This window comes from Enterococcus sp. DIV0660C, from assembly GCF_017316125.1.
GTDB lineage: Bacteria > Bacillota > Bacilli > Lactobacillales > Enterococcaceae > Enterococcus_B.
This window is the reverse complement of the sequence record NZ_JAFLWA010000034.1, coordinates 1-18,221: the sequence shown is the minus strand read 5'-3', so window position 1 is coordinate 18,221 and position 18,221 is coordinate 1. Positions and strand designations below refer to the sequence as shown.

The 18,221-nt window shown below is 36.6% G+C and carries 18 protein-coding genes and 1 pseudogene; 15 read left to right on the top strand and 4 right to left on the bottom strand.

Translation table 11 applies throughout. The annotated features are described in order from the left end of the window. The first annotated feature begins 39 nt into the window (after positions 1–39). Positions 40–849: an MBL fold metallo-hydrolase gene (locus DOK81_RS09080; RefSeq protein WP_206910203.1), complete on the top strand. Its 810-nt coding sequence runs from the start codon at positions 40–42 to the stop codon at positions 847–849. Between the two features lie 69 nt (positions 850–918). Here the strand turns inward: DOK81_RS09080 and DOK81_RS09075 are convergent, their stop codons facing one another. Continuing rightward, complete coding sequence (locus tag DOK81_RS09075; protein WP_206910202.1) at positions 919–1,548, bottom strand: NAD(P)H-binding protein; 630 nt, start codon at positions 1,546–1,548, stop codon at positions 919–921. Between the two features lie 147 nt (positions 1,549–1,695). On the opposite strand from DOK81_RS09075, the gene DOK81_RS09070 reads away from it, so the two are divergent. From DOK81_RS09070 to DOK81_RS09060, 3 genes are all read left to right on the top strand, one after another. Next, on the top strand, positions 1,696–2,445 hold the full coding sequence (locus DOK81_RS09070) for a MurR/RpiR family transcriptional regulator (protein WP_206910201.1): 750 nt from the start codon (positions 1,696–1,698) through the stop codon (positions 2,443–2,445). A 193-nt stretch (positions 2,446–2,638) separates the two neighbouring features. Beyond that, on the top strand, positions 2,639–3,970 hold the full coding sequence (locus tag DOK81_RS09065) for a PTS sugar transporter subunit IIC (RefSeq protein ID WP_206910200.1): 1,332 nt from the start codon (positions 2,639–2,641) through the stop codon (positions 3,968–3,970). 36 nt (positions 3,971–4,006) lie between these two features. Next, positions 4,007–5,440 carry a 6-phospho-beta-glucosidase gene (locus DOK81_RS09060; RefSeq protein ID WP_206910199.1) on the top strand — a complete coding sequence of 478 codons (1,434 nt, stop codon included), beginning with the start codon at positions 4,007–4,009 and terminating at the stop codon, positions 5,438–5,440. A gap of 59 nt (positions 5,441–5,499) precedes the next feature. Here DOK81_RS09060 and DOK81_RS09055 read toward each other — a convergent pair whose 3' ends face one another. Then, positions 5,500–6,153 carry a CPBP family intramembrane glutamic endopeptidase gene (locus DOK81_RS09055; RefSeq protein ID WP_206910198.1) on the bottom strand — a complete coding sequence of 218 codons (654 nt, stop codon included), beginning with the start codon at positions 6,151–6,153 and terminating at the stop codon, positions 5,500–5,502. A 235-nt stretch (positions 6,154–6,388) separates the two neighbouring features. Here DOK81_RS09055 and groES point away from each other — a divergent pair, with 235 nt between their 5' ends. From groES to DOK81_RS09035, 4 genes are all read left to right on the top strand, one after another. Further along, on the top strand, positions 6,389–6,673 hold the full coding sequence (groES, locus tag DOK81_RS09050) for a co-chaperone GroES (RefSeq protein ID WP_071869115.1): 285 nt from the start codon (positions 6,389–6,391) through the stop codon (positions 6,671–6,673). 40 nt (positions 6,674–6,713) lie between these two features. Then, entirely contained in the window at positions 6,714–8,339 is a 1,626-nt protein-coding gene (gene groL, locus DOK81_RS09045) for a chaperonin GroEL (RefSeq protein ID WP_206910197.1), read from the top strand. A 212-nt stretch (positions 8,340–8,551) separates the two neighbouring features. Next, complete coding sequence (locus tag DOK81_RS09040; RefSeq protein WP_206910195.1) at positions 8,552–8,821, top strand: hypothetical protein; 270 nt, start codon at positions 8,552–8,554, stop codon at positions 8,819–8,821. Positions 8,822–8,839: 18 nt separating this feature from the next. Continuing rightward, positions 8,840–9,763 (top strand): LacI family DNA-binding transcriptional regulator, encoded by a 924-nt coding sequence (locus tag DOK81_RS09035; RefSeq protein WP_206910193.1) that lies wholly within the window; start codon positions 8,840–8,842, stop codon positions 9,761–9,763. A gap of 240 nt (positions 9,764–10,003) precedes the next feature. Here DOK81_RS09035 and DOK81_RS09030 read toward each other — a convergent pair whose 3' ends face one another. Further along, positions 10,004–10,765, bottom strand: coding sequence for a MerR family transcriptional regulator (locus tag DOK81_RS09030; protein WP_206910191.1), 762 nt, complete (start codon positions 10,763–10,765; stop codon positions 10,004–10,006). Between the two features lie 122 nt (positions 10,766–10,887). On the opposite strand from DOK81_RS09030, the gene DOK81_RS09025 reads away from it, so the two are divergent. Both DOK81_RS09025 and DOK81_RS09020 read left to right on the top strand, forming a co-directional pair. Continuing rightward, a complete protein-coding gene (locus tag DOK81_RS09025; RefSeq protein WP_206910190.1) occupies positions 10,888–11,736 on the top strand; it encodes an HAD-IIB family hydrolase in 849 nt (282 codons plus the stop codon). A gap of 23 nt (positions 11,737–11,759) precedes the next feature. After that, complete coding sequence (locus DOK81_RS09020; protein ID WP_206910189.1) at positions 11,760–12,116, top strand: DUF1827 family protein; 357 nt, start codon at positions 11,760–11,762, stop codon at positions 12,114–12,116. Between the two features lie 36 nt (positions 12,117–12,152). On the opposite strand, the gene DOK81_RS09015 is transcribed toward DOK81_RS09020, so the two are convergent. Next, positions 12,153–12,383 (bottom strand): hypothetical protein, encoded by a 231-nt coding sequence (locus DOK81_RS09015; protein ID WP_206910188.1) that lies wholly within the window; start codon positions 12,381–12,383, stop codon positions 12,153–12,155. Between the two features lie 257 nt (positions 12,384–12,640). On the opposite strand from DOK81_RS09015, the gene DOK81_RS09010 reads away from it, so the two are divergent. From DOK81_RS09010 to DOK81_RS08990, 5 genes and pseudogenes are all read left to right on the top strand, one after another. Then, complete coding sequence (locus tag DOK81_RS09010) at positions 12,641–14,113, top strand: nicotinate phosphoribosyltransferase (protein ID WP_206910187.1); 1,473 nt, start codon at positions 12,641–12,643, stop codon at positions 14,111–14,113. Between the two features lie 25 nt (positions 14,114–14,138). After that, positions 14,139–14,963, top strand: coding sequence for an ammonia-dependent NAD(+) synthetase (nadE, locus tag DOK81_RS09005; RefSeq protein WP_206910186.1), 825 nt, complete (start codon positions 14,139–14,141; stop codon positions 14,961–14,963). A 227-nt stretch (positions 14,964–15,190) separates the two neighbouring features. Beyond that, the gene (locus tag DOK81_RS09000; protein ID WP_206910185.1) at positions 15,191–16,027 is read left to right on the top strand and encodes a Cof-type HAD-IIB family hydrolase; all 837 of its coding nucleotides are present in this window, start codon (positions 15,191–15,193) and stop codon (positions 16,025–16,027) included. Positions 16,028–16,158: 131 nt separating this feature from the next. Then, positions 16,159–17,316: an NAD(P)-dependent oxidoreductase gene (locus DOK81_RS08995; protein ID WP_206910183.1), complete on the top strand. Its 1,158-nt coding sequence runs from the start codon at positions 16,159–16,161 to the stop codon at positions 17,314–17,316. A 133-nt stretch (positions 17,317–17,449) separates the two neighbouring features. Then, positions 17,450–18,221: pseudogene (locus DOK81_RS08990) on the top strand (LTA synthase family protein); the annotation flags it as partial.

Below are 18,221 nucleotides of genomic sequence, written 5' to 3'. Positions count from 1 at the left end.
AAAAAAGTTTACAGTGTGAAGAAGGGAAGTAATAAATAAATGGTCCAAGAAAAACCAGCTTTTAAAATCAGTATCCTTGCGAGTGGGAGTTCAGGAAACTCACTTTATTTGGAAAGTGAGAAGAAACGACTATTGGTGGATGCAGGTCTTAGCGGGAAAAAAATTACTTCCTTGATGGCTCAAATTGATCGTAAACCTGAAGACTTAGATGGTATTCTTGTGACGCATGAACATCGAGATCACATTCATGGTGTAGGTGTACTGGCACGGAAATACCATTTAGACGTGTATGCCAATGAAAAAACGTGGGAAGCAATGTCGCCGTTGATCGGTAATGTACCCGTCGAGCAAAAACATTTATTTGAAATGGGAAAAGTCCAAACTTTTGGAGATGTCGATATTGAAAGTTTTGGTGTTTCGCATGATGCGGCTGCGCCACAGTTTTATCGTATCTACAAAGAAAATCGTTCTTTCGTGATGTTAACGGATACTGGTTACTGTAGTGATTATATGCGTGGGGTTATTGAAAACGCAGATGGTTATCTGATGGAAAGTAATCATGACTTGGAAATGTTACGGATGGGTTCGTATCCGTGGAATTTAAAACAACGAATTTTAGGAGATCGTGGTCATTTATCAAATGAAGATGGTGCATTAGTGATGACTGATGTGATTGGTAATCGAACGAAACGTATTTATTTAGGTCACTTGAGTAAGGAAAATAACTTGAAAGAGCTAGCTCATTTGACGATGGAAAACATATTAAAAGAAAAAGATTTCGGTGTGGGGTCTGATTTTGATGTGTACGATACGGATCCAGATCAAGCAACGGAATTGTTTTCAATCTAACAAATTGTTCCAAAAATATCATAAAAAATCCCAACAGTTTGCTTAAACTATTGGGATTTTTTATTTACTTTATTGACTTACAACACTAATATGCTCGTTTTCATGCTTATCTGCTAAGACCTCATCAATTAAAGCAATGGCATAGTCCGCCATACTGATAACACTTTCTCCATGTGCATTGTTGTGAAGAAAGTCGTCATTTAATTGATATTTTCCAGTTCGTTCGCCAGTTGGATTGAAGAACGCAGCCGGACTGATATAGGTCCAACGAAGTCCCTTTGTGTTTTTTAAATGAGCAAGCGCTTGTGACATATGGAAAGCTGTTGGATAAAAAGGCGCGTCTTTTGGTACTTGGTCAATCATCCGAGTTGTTTTTTCTGGGTCAGTAAATAGAGAAGACGCACCGCCAACGACAAGTAACCGAGTCGAAGTATTCGTTAAAATTTTTGCTAAATGAGCAAGGGATGTTTGATGCATTTCTTCCTTGCCTGCGGGTGCGTTGAATGCATCAATAACAATGTCAAAAGAAGCAAGGTCTTCAGTCGCCAAATCGTATAAATCTTTTTCAATAAATGGAACAGCTACTGTTAGTTTTTTGGCATTTCTGACAACGGCTGTAACATCGAGCTGACGAGCAAGGGCCTCCTTTAAAATCAATGAACCTGCGTGACCAGTTGCACCAATAATTGCTATTTTCATCAAAAAACCTCCTATCATTTCCTTTATTGTATGAAGTTATGTGAGTAGGGTCAAAGAATTGGTTTTTTCTGGAAGAATTCAGTGCCAGACTTTCTTTTATATTTATTGCTCTGTTATAATTAAAAGATAATGAGGGGAGGGAAAACAGTGTTTGAATCAGAAAAAATAAAGCAGTTAAATGAACTAGAAATGATTGTTTATAATTATTTGATTGCCAATTTAGAGGAAGTTTCAAGAATGACGATTCGTCAATTATCAGATGCGTGTCATGTGTCGACCACGACGATTTTACGTTGTTGTAACAAATTAGGTTTACAAGGTTTTTCCGAGTTGAAATTTGCAATCAAAAATTATCAGACACAAGCGAAGCAGCAAATGTTTGAACAATTTTATGATGCAACTGTTCAAGTGGATTCTTTTTTGAAAAAAGTCAACAATGAAAGCTATCGAATCGTTTTGGAACAAGCAGTACAAATGATTGTAGAAGCTCGTCATGTTGCTTTTTCTGGAATTGGTACAAGTGGTGTTCTGGGATTATATGGCAGCCGCTACTTTATCAATTTAGGATTGAATGCATATAGTATCACTGATCCATTCGCCCCAGTTCCTTCTCGTGGTTTAGAAAGTACATTAGCGATTATTTTGTCCGTATCAGGTGAGACGTCTGAAATGATCGAAAAAACAGAAGCTTTTAAGCGTTATGGTGCGAAAGTCTTGAGTATTACCAATGACGAAACGTCAACGATTGCTCGTTTGGCAGACTACAATTTGTCTTATTATATGCCAGAAACAAGAGGAAAAGAGGAGTCACTGAATCTTACGACACAAGTCCCAGTGGTGACCTTATTAGAAATGTTAGCGCAAAAAGCGAGTCAAGAAATGGAAAGAGCACATTAGCCTGTTTTTTTTGTTGGAACATGTTCCTGCATACGGCTGAGCTCTTTTTTTCTTTGGCAAGGTTAGTTATAGTTATATATGTAAACGGATACAAAGCGAAAGAAAGGAGTATAGAAAAGGATTTATTGGATGAAGTGCACTTATTTTTTATTGGATGATTTTTTTAATTTACTTGGATAAGGAGAGATGTATTATGAACGAATGGATTAATGAGAAAGTTTTACCTCCGGTTTTAAAATTTGTTAATACAAAGCCTATTACTGCTTTGCGTAATGGGATGTTATATACAATGCCTTTCACCATTGTTGGTTCGGTTTTTCTATTACTAGCGAACTTCCCAGTTACAGCCGTTTCAGAATGGGTCAATAATTCTGGTCTTGCTGTTTACTTTAATCAAGCGTATGGTGCTTCATTTGCGATCATGGCAATTTTTGCAGTAGTTGGGATTGCTTATTCTTACGTTAAAGACGAAGGATTTGAAGGATTGCCAGCAGGAATGATTGCATTAGTTATCTTTTTATTAACAATGCGTTCAGATGTGACGGATGCAGAATCTGGTGTTGTAATTGGAAACGTAATTGATAAAGCTTGGACTGGTGGTCAAGGAATGATCAGTGCAATCTTGGTGGGATTATTTGTTGGATGGGGCTACACTTGGTTCCTAAAAAGAGATATTCGAATCAAATTGCCTGAGCAAGTGCCCGATAATGTGGCTAACTCATTTACTGCATTGATTCCAGCAGCTGTGTTGATCACTTTTGCAATGCTTGTATATATTTTCTTTGATGCAGTCTTCAGCACAACAATGATTCAATGGATTTACGAAGTAATCCAAAGCCCAATGCAAGGTGTAACTGATTCACTTGGTGGTGCATTGATGCTTGGTTTCTTAGTTCCATTCTTATGGTTCTTTGGGGTACATGGTTCAACGATTGTCGGCGGGATCATGGGACCAATCTTACAAGCAAATTCATTAGCAAACACAGAGATTCTTGAGTCTGGTAAAGCATTGACTGTTGCGAATGGTGGACATATCGTTACACAACAATTTTTAGATCAATTTATGACAGTAACAGGTGCTGGAATGACAATTGGTGTCGTGATGTTCATGGTTTTCTTTGCAAAATCAGCGCAGTTCAAACAACTTGGTCGTTTATCTTTAGCACCAGCTATCTTTAACATTAACGAACCAATTATTTTTGCAACACCGATTGTAATGAACCCGATTATGGCCATTCCATTTATTGCAACGCCAGTTGTTTCTGGCGTGATCACTTACTTTGCTTTGTATACAGGACTAGTTCCGTTATTCACAGCTGTACAAGTACCATGGACAACACCACCAATTATCTCAGGCTTTTTAGTAGGTGGCTGGCAAGCAGCATTGTTACAAACATTTGTTTTAGCAGTTGGTTTCTTTATCTATCTACCATTTGTGAAGAAAATCGATGCAATGAATTATGCACAAGAAAATAATCTTTCTTTTGAGGAAGCAGATCAATTAGAAGAGTCACAAGTTTTATAAACGATTTTACAAATTAATAAGAAATGAGTCGATCGTATGAGCGTATTGAGAAAAAATTTTTTATGGGGCGGTGCAGTAGCAGCCCATCAATTAGAAGGTGGTTGGCAAGAAGGAGGCAAAGGCGTTAGTGTTGCTGATGTCATGACTGCTGGAAAAAATGGTGTAGCAAGAGAAATTACAGATGGTGTAATTGAAGGCAAATATTATCCTAATCATGAGGCAATTGATTTTTATCACCACTATAAGGAAGATGTGCGTTTGTTTGCGGAATTAGGATTGAATTGTTTTCGAACATCCATTGCTTGGAGCAGAATTTTTCCAAAAGGTGACGAATTAGAACCAAATGAAACAGGATTACAATTTTATGATGACCTATTCGATGAATGTTTAAAGTATGGAATTGAACCAGTTATCACACTTTCTCATTTTGAAATGCCGTATCATTTGGTGAAAAAATATGGGGGCTGGCGAAATCGAAAAATGATTGAGTTTTTTACTCGATTTGCGGAAACTTGTTTCACTCGTTATCAAGAGAAAGTGAAATACTGGATGACCTTTAATGAAATCAACAATCAAGCAAATTTCCATGAAGATTTCGCACCATTTACTAATTCTGGTATTCGTTATGAAGAAGGCGAAGATCGCGAAGCAATCATGTATCAGGCTGCACATTATGAATTAGTAGCAAGTGCGCAGGCAGTGGAGATTGGTCATCGAATCAATCCAAACTTTGAAATTGGGTGTATGATTGCCATGGTTCCAATCTATAGTTACTCATGTAGTCCCAATGATATGATGGCAGCAACAGTTGCAATGCAAAGACGCTATTGGTTTACTGATGTGCATTGCAAAGGTCATTACCCAAGTTATATGGATGCATACTTCAAACGAAAAGGATTTGACTTAGATCGAACAGCAGAAGATGCCCGTATTTTAAAGGCAGGATGTGTCGACTATATTGGCTTTAGTTACTACATGTCGTTTGCAATCAAAGATCATGGAAAAGCACCAACTTTTGATTATGATGAAGCAGCAGATTTAGTAGAAAATCCTTACGTGAAAGCATCTGATTGGGGTTGGCAAATTGATCCTATGGGCTTACGCTACGCAATGAACTGGTTCAATGAACGTTACGAAAAACCATTATTTATTGTGGAAAATGGATTTGGCGCGATCGATGTGATTGGGGAAAGCGGACAAGTTGAAGATGATTATCGTATTGAGTATTTACAAGAACATATTGCTTCAATGAAAGACGCTGTTGAATATGACGGTATTGATTTAATGGGCTATACGCCATGGGGATTCATTGACTTGGTTTCGGCTGGAACAGGAGAAATGAAAAAACGTTATGGCTTTATCTATGTTGATAAGGACAACGAAGGAAATGGGACATTGGCAAGAAGCAAGAAAAAATCGTTTGATTGGTATAAGGAAGTTATTGCTACGAACGGTGAAACATTAAGCTAAAAAAAAACTGCGACAAAATCATTTGAGATTTTGTCGCAGTTTTTAATTGAAGGTGAAAATTATTTTTGGATCAACAACTGTACAACGATAACTAATGTATTCATACCAACGTGTGTGATCATCGAAGTCCAAATTCGACCAGTTGATTTATACAATAAACTAAAGAAGAAACCCAAAAAAAAGTAAACTAATAGATGTCCATCTGCATGTGCAACGGCAAAAAGTAGAGAACTGATTACAGCGCCTACCCAAAAATTAGAGTAGTGACTAATAAGACCTAGAATGCTACGACGAAAAACAAGTTCTTCCATAATTGGGCCACCAATAGTCGTTGCTAAAATAAAGGCAGGTGCTTTTAAAATCATCTGGATGATATTTTGCGTATTTTCAGATGGAGCGCTTTGACCAAATAAAAAAGTTTCTATTCTGACAGCTACACCTTGTAAAAGGATCGCTATCAAAATACCACCTAATCCAAGCAAAATGATTTCAGGAACACTTGCTTTGGGTACATCTGCTTCTATCGTTAAAGGTTCTTTTTGCTTAAAATACAGAAATAGTAGAATCAAAGCTCCTAGTAAATACGTGATCGTTGTCGCTGAAATCAAACCAGTCGAAGTAGTAACAATACCAGTAATGCTCAAAAGTACAGGGGAAACAAAAACTAAACCGTAGCAAAAAATGCTTAGTAGACTATATTTTTTTAATGACATAAAATTCCTCCTTGCAGGCTCTTATAAAAGATGGCTTACCTGTGTTAGTAGTCAAGATTTATTGGTAATTATACCATACGAAAGTTGTTCGCCGATGAAAATAAAAAATCAGATTTCTTTGATTTAAAAAGCTTGCAAAAAAGGAGCAGAATGAGTATTATTAAAAATGTAGGTTAGCACTCGATGAGTAAGAGTGCTAACAGAACTAAAAATCGTGTTATCGGAGGGATTTATCGTGTTAAAACCATTAGGTGACCGTGTCATCATCGAAGTCGCAAAAGAAGAAGAAAAAACTGTGGGAGGAATCGTCTTAGCTTCCTCTGCAAAAGAAAAACCACAAACTGGTAGAATCGTTGCGGTTGGTGAAGGCCGTTTATTAGAAAACGGTGAAAAAGTTCCTGCCGCTGTTAAAGAAGGCGATCAAGTAATGTTTGAAAAGTATGCCGGAACAGAAGTGAAATTTGAAGGCAAAGAATATTTGATCGTTTCTGGCAAAGATATTATGGCGATCGTTGAGTAAAGTTAGATAAATAAAATTTATTATTGAGGTGAAACCAATCATGGCAAAAGAATTGAAATTCGCAGAAGACGCACGCGCAGCAATGCTTCGTGGCGTAGATAAATTAGCTGATACAGTAAAAGTTACTTTAGGGCCAAAAGGTCGTAATGTTGTTTTAGAAAAATCTTATGGTTCTCCATTGATTACTAATGATGGGGTAACAATTGCAAAAGAAATTGAATTAGAAGATCATTTTGAAAACATGGGTGCAAAATTAGTTTCTGAAGTTGCTTCAAAAACGAATGATATTGCAGGTGACGGTACAACTACTGCTACTGTTTTAACACAAGCAATCGTTAGAGAAGGTTTGAAAAACGTAACTGCTGGTGCTAATCCTTTAGGTATTCGCCGAGGAATTGAATTAGCTACAAAAGCAGCAGTAGAAGAATTACACAATATTTCTACAGTTGTTGATTCAAAAGAAGCAATCGCACAAGTTGCTGCTGTTTCTTCTGGTTCAGAACAAGTGGGTCATTTGATTGCAGATGCAATGGAAAAAGTCGGTAACGACGGGGTAATCACAATTGAAGAATCAAAAGGAATCGAAACAGAATTAGATGTTGTTGAAGGAATGCAATTTGACCGTGGGTATTTATCACAATACATGGTCACTGATAATGACAAAATGGAAGCTGTTTTAGATAATCCTTATATCTTGATCACAGATAAAAAAATCTCAAATATTCAAGATATCTTACCTTTATTAGAACAAATTTTACAACAATCTCGTCCATTATTGATCATTGCAGATGATGTAGATGGCGAAGCATTACCAACATTAGTCTTGAACAAAATTCGTGGAACATTTAATGTAGTTGCTGTCAAAGCACCAGGATTTGGCGACCGTCGTAAAGCAATGCTTGAAGATATCGCTATTTTGACAGGTGGTACAGTGATCACTGATGACTTAGGTCTAGAATTGAAAGATGCAACGGTTGATAACTTAGGAAATGCTTCAAAAGTCGTTGTTGATAAAGATAATACAACAATCGTTGAAGGTTCTGGCGATAAAACAGCAATTGATGCACGTGTTCAATTGATCAAAAACCAAATTGCTGAAACAACTTCTGATTTCGATCGTGAAAAATTACAAGAACGTTTAGCTAAATTAGCTGGTGGTGTTGCAGTTGTCAAAGTTGGTGCGGCGACTGAAACTGAGCTAAAAGAATTGAAATTACGTATTGAGGATGCGTTAAATGCTACTCGTGCTGCCGTAGAAGAAGGCATGGTATCTGGTGGTGGTACTGCATTAGTGAATGTCATTGGTAAAGTTTCTGAAGTAGAAGCTCAAGGTGACGTAGCAACAGGGATTAAAATCGTTGTTCGTGCATTAGAAGAACCAATTCGTCAAATCGCTGAAAATGCTGGATATGAAGGCTCAGTAATCGTTGACAAATTGAAAAATGTTGAACTTGGTACTGGATTCAATGCAGCAACAGGCGAATGGGTAAACATGGTGGAAGCCGGTATCGTTGACCCAACGAAAGTAACACGTTCTGCATTGCAAAATGCTGCTTCCGTTTCAGCGTTGTTATTAACAACTGAAGCAGTTGTTGCGGATAAACCAGAACCAGCTGCTCCTGCTGCTCCAGCGATGGATCCATCAATGATGGGCGGTATGATGTAGTAATCTAACATATATAAAAGAGAGCTGTATGGTTACAGCTCTCTTTTATTGAATGAGGTATCTACAGATAAAGAACAATCATCTAAATAAAAAAGAAGACAGTTGACGAATTCATCCGTCAACTGTCTTCTTTTTTGTTATCAAAACGTTTTGCTTGCTCTGGGACGCGTTTCATAAATTATACTCGAACTATCAAGAAGGAGGGCTTACCTATGCATACTTATGTGAAAATTTTAGGAACATCAAGCACTTGTTTTTACGCGTTGGTAGATTGTCGTGAAAATAAATTAGTTTTAAAAAGTTTTCAAGGCCTGAATAAACCAGTGATAGAAAAAATTGATATCAGCGAGTTAACCAATTTAACCAAAGATACCTTTTGGGGCGGACAACGAATTAGTTTTTATTATCAAGAAAAGTTGTATCAATTTTATGAATGTGGGCCAGCTGTGATAGACTATCTACAAGAAAAACTTTTCGTTTAAGGTAGGTGGATTGACATCGTGGCAACTATTCGAGATATTGCACGTTTGACAGGCTATTCCGTTTCGACTATTTCTCGAGTTATTAATGAACACCCTTATGTGGATGAAAAGAAACGTGCAGAAATTTTAGCGGTTATGAAGGAACTAGATTATATTCCTAATGCAAATGCACGAACATTAAGTTATGGGGAAACGAAAAATTTGGGCGTCATTTTGCCCTACACTAATCACCCCTACTTTGATCAGCTGATTAGCGGAATCAATGAGGCAGCCTTTGATTCCAATTATAAAGTCACTTTATTACCAACAAATTATCAAATAAATCGTGAGAAAGCGTATCTCGAAGAATTTGCAGCAAAAAGATTTGATGGCCTAGTTGTAACATCACGTGCTAATTCATTAGAAACACTGAAGGCATATCAAAAATATGGTCCTATTATTTTTTGTGAAGAAATCAAAGATGAAAAGTCAAGTTGCGTATTTATCGATCGGGAGCAGTCGATTACAGAAGCATTGGAGTATTTACAAAAAATTGGTGTCAAAAAATTGGGTGTTACTTTAGGAAGGAGTAGCCGAATCAGTTTCAATTCTAAAATCACCTTACAATTATGTCGGAAACTCTATCCAAATTTTGAAGAAGAAATGGTTTTCTGGGACTGTATTGGGTTGGAAGATGGAATCAAGGCGGGGACCTTTTTTAATGAGCATCCAGTAGACGGTATTTTTACAAATGCAGATATGGTTGCAGCTGGTATCCTCAAAGCATTTCCTAAAGGAAGAGCACCTAAATTAGTTGGCAGAGATAATCTGTATGTGAGTGAGCTATTGAACTTTTCCACCATTGACCATCACTTGAAAAAGTGTGGGGAAATGGCATTTTACTTATTCTTGAAAAAGAAACCTGAACAAATCAAGATTCCATATGAATTTATTCAAAGATGAAAGTAATTGGAACGAACTAATAGAAAAAATGATTAGTGGTTAGAGATCTGGTTATAAAATAATAAAAAAGACTGGAATAGCTTTACGTGATGCCACAAAAAGTTCGATTTTCAAATGGAACTTTTGATGGACACTTGAGTAGGCTATCCCAGTTTTTTTCTTCGGATAAATCAAAACAGAATGGAATGAAATAATCCATTCATTTTTTCCTAGAACGGATAAAGGATCAAAAAGTAATCATTATTTATTCGTATAATATTGAATGATTTCATTCAATGCTTTGGTTGCACCATTTCCACTGCGATCATCATAATAAGCGGTAAAGCGCTCATCTGCTAGATACATTTGTCCCAAGCCTTGGTGAGCTTGTGGTGTATAAGTAGACCAACTAAATGCTAACCATTCTTTGTGCGCGTCAAAAATGGCCTTCGCTAGTGGTTGATCTAGTTCCGGCTGTGTAAGATAAGTTGCTAAATCTGTTAAAAGCTGTTCTTCAATTACCTGCATTTCTTGAAATTGTTGCTCAGTCATATTTGCCCATTTTTGATTGGCTTCCTCAACTGTTTTTTCGCCATATTTTTCTCGGATCTCTTGTCCAAATTGTTCTTCATTTTCGCTGATTTTTTGTTGTTTAAATCCTTCGAATTTTTCTTGGTCTGACATGGTTATTCCTCCTTCGTAACTAGTAAGTGTTTTTTGAACAGTTGTCAAAAGGGCGTCGATTTGTGCACGTTTCTTTAATAGCAGTTGCTGATGGTTACGTAATGCTTGTTGTTGATCAAAGTCTGGTTGGTTTAGTAATTCCTGAATTTGTTCAAGTTTGAACTCAAGTGAGCGATAAAATAAAATCTGTTGAAGCCGATCAATCTCTTTTGCACCATAGATGCGATAACCAGAAGAGTTGATCTTAGCTGGTTTAAGCAATCCAATTTCATCATAGAAACGTAATGTTCGGGGACTGACACCGGATAACTCTGCTATTTTTTTAATTGTATATTCCATTTTTTCCCTCCTGACAATTGCTAGAATACTCCCTCACGTAACGAGAAGGTCAAGGAAAAAATTCAAAATCCTATTAAAAATTATGTTATACTATTTTATAAGAAAAGGAAAAGGAGAAATCAATGAACATTGTTTTTTCAGATATTGATGGTACGTTTCAAGAGCTAGGAAAAGAAATCCCATCGATTAATCGCGAAGCCATTCAAGCACTGCAAGCAAAGGGAGATCATTTCGTTTTTGTCACAGGACGAGGATATGACCTAGTCAAGCAAATGAATGACGAGTTGTTAATTGATTGTGATGTTATTTTTGGAAATGGTGCAGGCATAAAAAAAGTAGGTGAGCCTGAGCGTTACACTAGCACCCTAACGCACCAAGAAACAAAAGAAGTGATTCAAATTTTAGAAAAGCAAGAAATTTTATACTTTGTTCATACAGATCGTGGTGTGGTGATACGCCCAACAAAAGAATACACGAAACAGCTAAGTGCGCTGCGAGAATCATTAGAAAAACTTGGAGAACAAGGTAAACGAATCATGGATTATAAAGAACAATATTTTGAAAACGATTGCGTACATACGGAAGATATTGCAAAATATCTTTCCGAAAGACCTGAAACAGTCGTGGTCAAAATCGAATTGATGGAAGCAGATGACGAGCGTCATGAAGTGATTCGATCTTCTTTACAAGAAACAGAGTTACTTGTATTTCATTCATTTATAAAGACCTTAGAAATTGTGCATCCTAATAGTACAAAAGGAAGTGCTATCACCAATTATTTATCAGACTATCCATTAGCGACCAGCTATGGTATTGGGGACGGAGAAAATGACTTAGCTATGTTAGCTGTTGTTGATGTGCCTGTTGCTGTGGAAAACGCTGCAAGGAATGTAAAAGAAAATAGTCATATGATTGCACCAAGTTGTAGTGAAGGTGGCGTCGGTCAGTTTATTTTTGAACATGTTCTATAAGTAAAAAGAAAAAGAGGGATGAGATGAAATTAGTTGAAACACCAATCAATAGTAATCTAAATATCAAGACATTTTACCCAAAAATAGTGAATTTCTTTTTTGGAGATCAAACAATCAACTATTACAAATTCTACGCACTAGATCGTACACAAATTTTATATGTAGATACATACGATAAGATCCAGTTGGTGATGATTAATACGAAAAAGAAGATCACAAAACAAGAAATCGACTATGCTATTCGCCGAATTTTGAAAGTAGCACGGGAAGAGGTATCTGTTCATGTCGGAGTCAAACAAGAATTGGAAAGGGCCGGCCTCCAATTCAAACGTCCAAATAAAGATATTGTGATCATCGAACAAAACGTAGCCAATATATAATAAAAAAACTTCTCAGTAAAAAACTGAGAAGTTTTTTTATTTTTGAATAATTTCTTTCCAAAAATGAAAATATTGTTCAGCTAAGCAAATCGTTGAAATCTGTTCCCATTGGATAAAATGCTCATCAATATAGAAGCCATCAGGTGTGATGGTTGGTTGAACAAATCCTTCTGCATAACTATGATCCAAGCGCTCAACGATAATCTTTTGCTTTGCGATATAAGCAGTGATAATAACTGTTTCAAAGTGTTGTGTGATTGTACGCATACCGGCCTCCTTAATCGATACTGTCTAAATAGAGTGCACGAATAAATGAATTAATAACAAAATAAATTGAAATCTTTTACAAATCAATTAGAACATATGTTCGTATCTCTGTCAATCCATTCATAGAAGAAAAAATGAAAATGATTGAAGAATATAAAATTGATATTTTCGGAAAAAAATCAAGTTTTCTTTTCCTATTTCGTTTTTTTGATATAATGGTTAGGAAATGAAAAATCGCCAAGAGGAGTATTAAACAGATGAATAAAATTTACCCAGATGACAGTTTGACGCTACACACTGATTTGTACCAAATCAATATGATGCAGACATACTGGGAATTAGGTCGCGCAGATTTACATGCCGTTTTTGAATGTTACTTTCGAGAAATGCCTTTTAACCATGGTTATGCTGTCTTTGCTGGTCTGGAACGTTTGGTTCAGTATTTAGAAAACTTAACTTTCAGCGAATCAGATATTGATTATTTACGAGAAGAGGGTAACTACCCAGAAGACTTCCTTATTTATTTAAAAGAATTTGAATTTAAAGCAACTGTTCGTTCAATGCTTGAAGGCGAAATCGTCTTTAACAATGAACCACTTATTCAAGTAGAAGGACCACTAGCACATTGTCAATTGGTTGAAACAGCGCTACTGAATATGGTCAATTTTCAAACATTGATTGCTACGAAAGCAGCCCGAATCAAATCCGTTATTGGTGATGATCCACTATTGGAGTTTGGGACAAGGCGTGCGCAAGAACTGGATGCAGCAGTTTGGGGAACACGTGCGGCCTTCATTGGTGGTGCCGATGCGACAAGTAATGTGCGTGCTGGGAAAATTTTTGGTATTCCTGCGAGTGGAACGCATGCTCATTCATTGGTTCAATCCTATGGAAACGATTATGATGCCTTCATGGCTTACGCAAAAACACATAAAGACTGTGTCTTTTTAGTTGATACGTATAATACATTGAAGTCAGGTGTGCCAAGTGCGATTCGAGTAGCAAAAGAAATGGGCGATAAAATCAATTTTCAAGGTGTTCGAATCGATAGTGGTGATATGGCATATATTTCAAAACGTGTACGTGAACAGTTAGATGCGGCAGGATTTACAGATGCAAAAATCTATGCTTCTAACGATTTAGATGAAGCAACAATTCTAAATTTAAAAATGCAAAAGGCTAAAATTGATGTTTGGGGTGTTGGCACTAAGTTGATTACAGCTTATGATCAACCGGCATTAGGAGCGGTGTTCAAATTAGTATCGATTGAAAACGAAGAGGGAAAAATGATCGATACCATCAAATTATCTAGCAACGCAGAAAAAGTAACAACGCCAGGGAAAAAGCAAGTTTGGCGTATCACACGGAACTTTGATGGGAAATCTGAAGGTGACTATGTCACATTGTGGAATGAAGATCCTCGTAAGGAAGAAGAAATCTTCATGTTCCATCCTGTTCACACGTTTATCAATAAAACGGTACGCGATTTTTCTGCGCGTCCGATGTTACAAGATATTTTCGTTGAAGGTAAGTTAGTCTATTCATTGCCAAGTTTAAATGAAATCAAAGAGTATGCACGTGAAAATCTGGATTCTCTATGGGAAGAGTATAAACGTGATTTGAACCCACAAAAATATCCAGTCGATCTATCAACAGAATGCTGGAATCATAAGATGTCTATTATGGAACGAATGAAAAAAAGCGTTGCTGAGCTACACAATGAAGCATGAGTAAAATCGCTGAGGGGGAAAAAACATGAGTTTACAACAAGAAATCATCAAAGAATTAGGCGTGAAACCTGTCATTGATGCGCAAGTAGAAATTCGTCGAAGTGTGGATTTCTTGAAAGACTACTTGAAAAAATATCCATTTATCAAAACATTTGTTTTAGGGATCAGTGGCGGACAAGATTCAACTTTAGCTGGCCGTCTGGCACAATTAGCAATGTCTGAAATGCGTGAAGAAACACAGGATGACAGTTATCAATTTGTTGCTGTTCGCTTACCTTATGGCGAACAAGCGGATGAAGAAGATGCAAAAGCTGCATTGGATTTTATTCAGCCTGATGTGAGTTTACGTGTTGATATCAAACCAGCCGTGGATGCACAAGTTTCTTCATTAGTTGAAGCAGGTATCGAAATCAGTGATTTTAACAAAGGCAATATCAAAGCACGTCAACGAATGATTACCCAATATGGCATTGCTGGTGCAAAATTTGGTGCCGTCTTAGGGACAGACCATGCAGCAGAAAATATTACAGGATTCTTTACAAAATTTGGTGATGGTGGGGCGGACATCTTGCCACTTTTTCGTTTGAATAAACGACAAGGAAAAACCCTCTTAAAAGAATTAGGCGCCCCAACCGAATTGTACACTAAAATCCCAACAGCTGACTTGGAAGATGGTAAACCATTGATTGCGGATGAAGTTGCTTTAGGTATCACTTATGATCAAATTGATGATTATTTAGAAGGAAAAGAAATTCCTGAACATGCGCAAGAAACCCTTGAAGCTTGGTGGAACAAAACCAAACATAAACGTCATCTACCAATCACAGTTTTCGATGACTTTTGGAAGTAAAGGCTTTGAAGAAGTCTGAGAATTTAAAAATTCTCAGACTTCTTTTTTGTTTCGAGCAAGTTATATTTTACAAGTCCCAATAAAGAAATACAAAGAATAGCGGAAAACGTTATAATAAAAGGAGAAATCAAAAAAAATGAGAAATATGTTTCGAAGAAGTTTTCAATTATTAGCAAGGAATGCCAATTATAAAATTGAAAAAATAATCATTTAGTAGGTGAAGAAAAATGACACAAAAAATCAAACTAGTAATGAGTGATATTGACGGAACGATTTTAACTAGCCAACACAAAATTGATGACGAATTAGCTGTTCGTTTGAAACAGCTCAAAACTAAAAAGATTCCTTTTGTCTTGGCATCTGCCAGATCACCTAAGGGAATGCAGGCCATTGCTAAGAAATTGGAAATCACTGAATACCCAATGGCTTGTTACAATGGTGCCTTGATTGTTCGAGAGGTAGAAAATGATCAATTTCAACAAATTTTTAGTCAAGAATTGAATATAGAAGAAACGCTTCAGCTCATTGGACTATTAACAAAACAATTCAAAGACATCTCAATTAGTTTATATTCAGGAAGTGACTGGTATGTAGAGGCAGTGGATGAATGGGTAGCACAAGAAGCTGCCATCACGAAACTGGAACCAATTGTAGCCAGTCTTACCCAACTACTTTTAGAACAAAGGCTACCTGTGCATAAACTATTATTGATAGGGGCAACGCCAGAAATTAAGAAATTAAAAAAAGTTTGTGAAACATTAAATCTGGAAACTAGTTCGTTTTATTTATCAAAGAAAAATTATCTTGAAGTTACCCACTATGAGGTATCGAAAGAAAAAGCGTTAACGACTGTGGCAGATTACTATCAAATTCCTTTGGAAAGTACGATGGCAATTGGGGATAATTTTAACGATTTGCCTATGATCAAATTATCTGGACTGGGTGTGGCAATGGGCAATGCACCAGAAGAAGTGATTAAAGAGGCAAATCTCCAAACTTTGACCAATGATGAAAATGGTGTGTCAAAAGCATTGTTGAATCAGATTCTTTTGAAAGAAAGTTGATTGTATTTCTTTATGAAGGAGACAAACTGTTCTGCTTAGAAAACGAATGGAATAACGACGGATGGTTAGTAGAAGTTAATTCTTGTCTAAATTTCGGTAATCAGAGATACTGATAAAAAGGAGGCGTTTTTATGTACCGAATTTCGTTCGTTGATGAGATTGCAGAGGAACAGTTGAAACAATTAGAAGGACCATTTTTTGAACGTACGAAGAAACAAAACGCGCATGGCTTGCTCGTAAGAAGCTCTGTCGTTGAAGAAGACTGGATAAGTCCAGAATTGCTAGCAATTTCAAGAGCTGGTGTGGGTGTCAACACGATTCAGGTACAAAAAGCTACTGAAAATGGCACGATCGTGATGAATACTCCTGGTGTGAATGCAAATGCAGTTAAAGAATTAGTCCTAAGCTGTTTGTTTCTGTCTGTTCGCCCGGTTACCAAAGCAAGCGAGATGGTTCAAAAATTAGAGGGAGAAAATTTATTAGAACAAGCAGAAGCAAATCGAAAACCGTTTGTTGGTCAAGAATTGCAAGGCAAGGTGATTGGTTTACTGGGATTGGGTTCAATTGGAAGAGAAGTTGCTCGAGTCTGTTATGAATTAGGCATGGAAGTTTTGGGCTATGCTAGAAGAGACCATGAGTTAGACTATGTAGAACAATTACCCTTGCCTGATATTTTACGCTTATCTGATTTCGTCGTGATTATGTTGCCTTCAACACCGGACACAAACGGTTTGTTGGGGGAAGAACAGTTATCTTTAATGAAAGAAGAAGCTGTTCTGATTAATGTTGGACGAAGTGAAATTGTGGATAACACAGCACTTTTACAAGTTATTGAGAATGGAAAACTGGCAAAATACATAACAGATTTTCCAGCACAAGAATTTTTAGGAAATGAAAAAATCATGATGCTTCCGCATATGGGTGGGTCCACACAAGAAGCTTTAGCGGATAGCAGTCGCGAAGCTATTCGGGCACTACGAAACTATTTGCTATTTGGAACAGTTCGTTCATCCGTTAATTTTCCAACTGTGCGAATGATTTTTCGTGCGCCCTATCGTTTTACAATTTTCTATCAAAAAAGACAAGGTATCTTATCTGAAGTTTTTAAGATCTTAGAGGAGAATGTCTTGCCAATTGGTAATATGACGCGTAATCAAAAAGAGGAGTACGTCTATACACTTATAGACATTGAGAGTACAGATGTCCAAAATTTATTAGAAGCTAAACGCCAGTTGGAAACAATTGCAGATGTCAAACGCGTGCGTTTATTAGCTCACCCACAAGTGTAATCGAGTTATTTTTATTTTCTTAATTAGCCAGTGACTGCTTTACATTCAAATTTGATGCTACTAAAATAAGAGAGTGAGTCAAATTTAAATTAGTCGTTTAAGCTTGTAAAGTAGACGATGAAGGAGCAATTAATTGAAGAAAAGAATAAGTGATCTTTCACTCAAACAAAAAAGTATCATTCGAATTAGTTTGACTACGATTGGTGTGATTATTTTAGTTGTCTTGAGTAATTTGTTTTTACAATGGTGCCAAAATGATTTGTCCTATGACTTAGCATTGAAATTTGCGTTTTCTTGGCATACAGAAAAGTTTATTTTAGCTTGTTTGGTTTTACTCGTTTTTCTAGCCTTTCTAAGTAGCGTTGCCGGTTCGGTTTTGATTGGTTCTATTTTGTATACAACAATTATCGGGATTTTAGGGATAGCTGACTATTTAAAGATGAGTTATCGACAAGAGCCCATTTATCCCGATGATATCAAAATGATTACTGAACTTGGTTTGTTGAGAGAAATGGCAGGCTCAACGACATTTTTTGTCTTAATGGGGGTTGCTGGCTTAGTAATCATCTTATTTGCTTGGGGGTTATATCGCAGTTTTAAAAAAAGGCGTCATTTTCAGCTTGTACGAGGAACTGTCTTCGTTCTATCTGTTATTTTGTTGATGTACATCGGTAGTTTCAATAACCCGAATAATCTTTTACGAAAAGCGTATAACAAAACAGCCTTGTGGATTCCTTATAGTCAAAAAATGAATTACTATAATACAGGTTTTATTGGCGGGTTTCTTTACAATCTACAAGTTTTAGAAATGGATGAAGCAAAAGGCTATTTCAAAGATAAAAGAGCAGAAAAAAATAAAAATTATCAGAAAATAACTGATAAAAAAAAAAAAAAAAATTATGAAA

What these genes read in the sequence shown, in the direction of transcription:
- DOK81_RS09010 (WP_206910187.1), top strand. Translation starts at nt 12,641, where the DNA reads ATGAATAAAATTTACCCAGATGACAGTTTGACGCTACACACTGATTTG.
- DOK81_RS09060 (WP_206910199.1), top strand. Translation starts at nt 4,007, where the DNA reads ATGAGCGTATTGAGAAAAAATTTTTTATGGGGCGGTGCAGTAGCAGCC.
- nadE (WP_206910186.1), top strand. Translation starts at nt 14,139, where the DNA reads ATGAGTTTACAACAAGAAATCATCAAAGAATTAGGCGTGAAACCTGTC.
- DOK81_RS09030 (WP_206910191.1), bottom strand. Translation starts at nt 10,765, where the DNA reads ATGGAATATACAATTAAAAAAATAGCAGAGTTATCCGGTGTCAGTCCC.
- DOK81_RS09080 (WP_206910203.1), top strand. Translation starts at nt 40, where the DNA reads ATGGTCCAAGAAAAACCAGCTTTTAAAATCAGTATCCTTGCGAGTGGG.
- DOK81_RS09025 (WP_206910190.1), top strand. Translation starts at nt 10,888, where the DNA reads ATGAACATTGTTTTTTCAGATATTGATGGTACGTTTCAAGAGCTAGGA.
- DOK81_RS09055 (WP_206910198.1), bottom strand. Translation starts at nt 6,153, where the DNA reads ATGTCATTAAAAAAATATAGTCTACTAAGCATTTTTTGCTACGGTTTA.
- groL (WP_206910197.1), top strand. Translation starts at nt 6,714, where the DNA reads ATGGCAAAAGAATTGAAATTCGCAGAAGACGCACGCGCAGCAATGCTT.
- DOK81_RS09065 (WP_206910200.1), top strand. Translation starts at nt 2,639, where the DNA reads ATGAACGAATGGATTAATGAGAAAGTTTTACCTCCGGTTTTAAAATTT.
- DOK81_RS09015 (WP_206910188.1), bottom strand. Translation starts at nt 12,383, where the DNA reads ATGCGTACAATCACACAACACTTTGAAACAGTTATTATCACTGCTTAT.
- DOK81_RS08995 (WP_206910183.1), top strand. Translation starts at nt 16,159, where the DNA reads ATGTACCGAATTTCGTTCGTTGATGAGATTGCAGAGGAACAGTTGAAA.
- DOK81_RS09000 (WP_206910185.1), top strand. Translation starts at nt 15,191, where the DNA reads ATGACACAAAAAATCAAACTAGTAATGAGTGATATTGACGGAACGATT.
- DOK81_RS09040 (WP_206910195.1), top strand. Translation starts at nt 8,552, where the DNA reads ATGCATACTTATGTGAAAATTTTAGGAACATCAAGCACTTGTTTTTAC.
- DOK81_RS09020 (WP_206910189.1), top strand. Translation starts at nt 11,760, where the DNA reads ATGAAATTAGTTGAAACACCAATCAATAGTAATCTAAATATCAAGACA.
- DOK81_RS09075 (WP_206910202.1), bottom strand. Translation starts at nt 1,548, where the DNA reads ATGAAAATAGCAATTATTGGTGCAACTGGTCACGCAGGTTCATTGATT.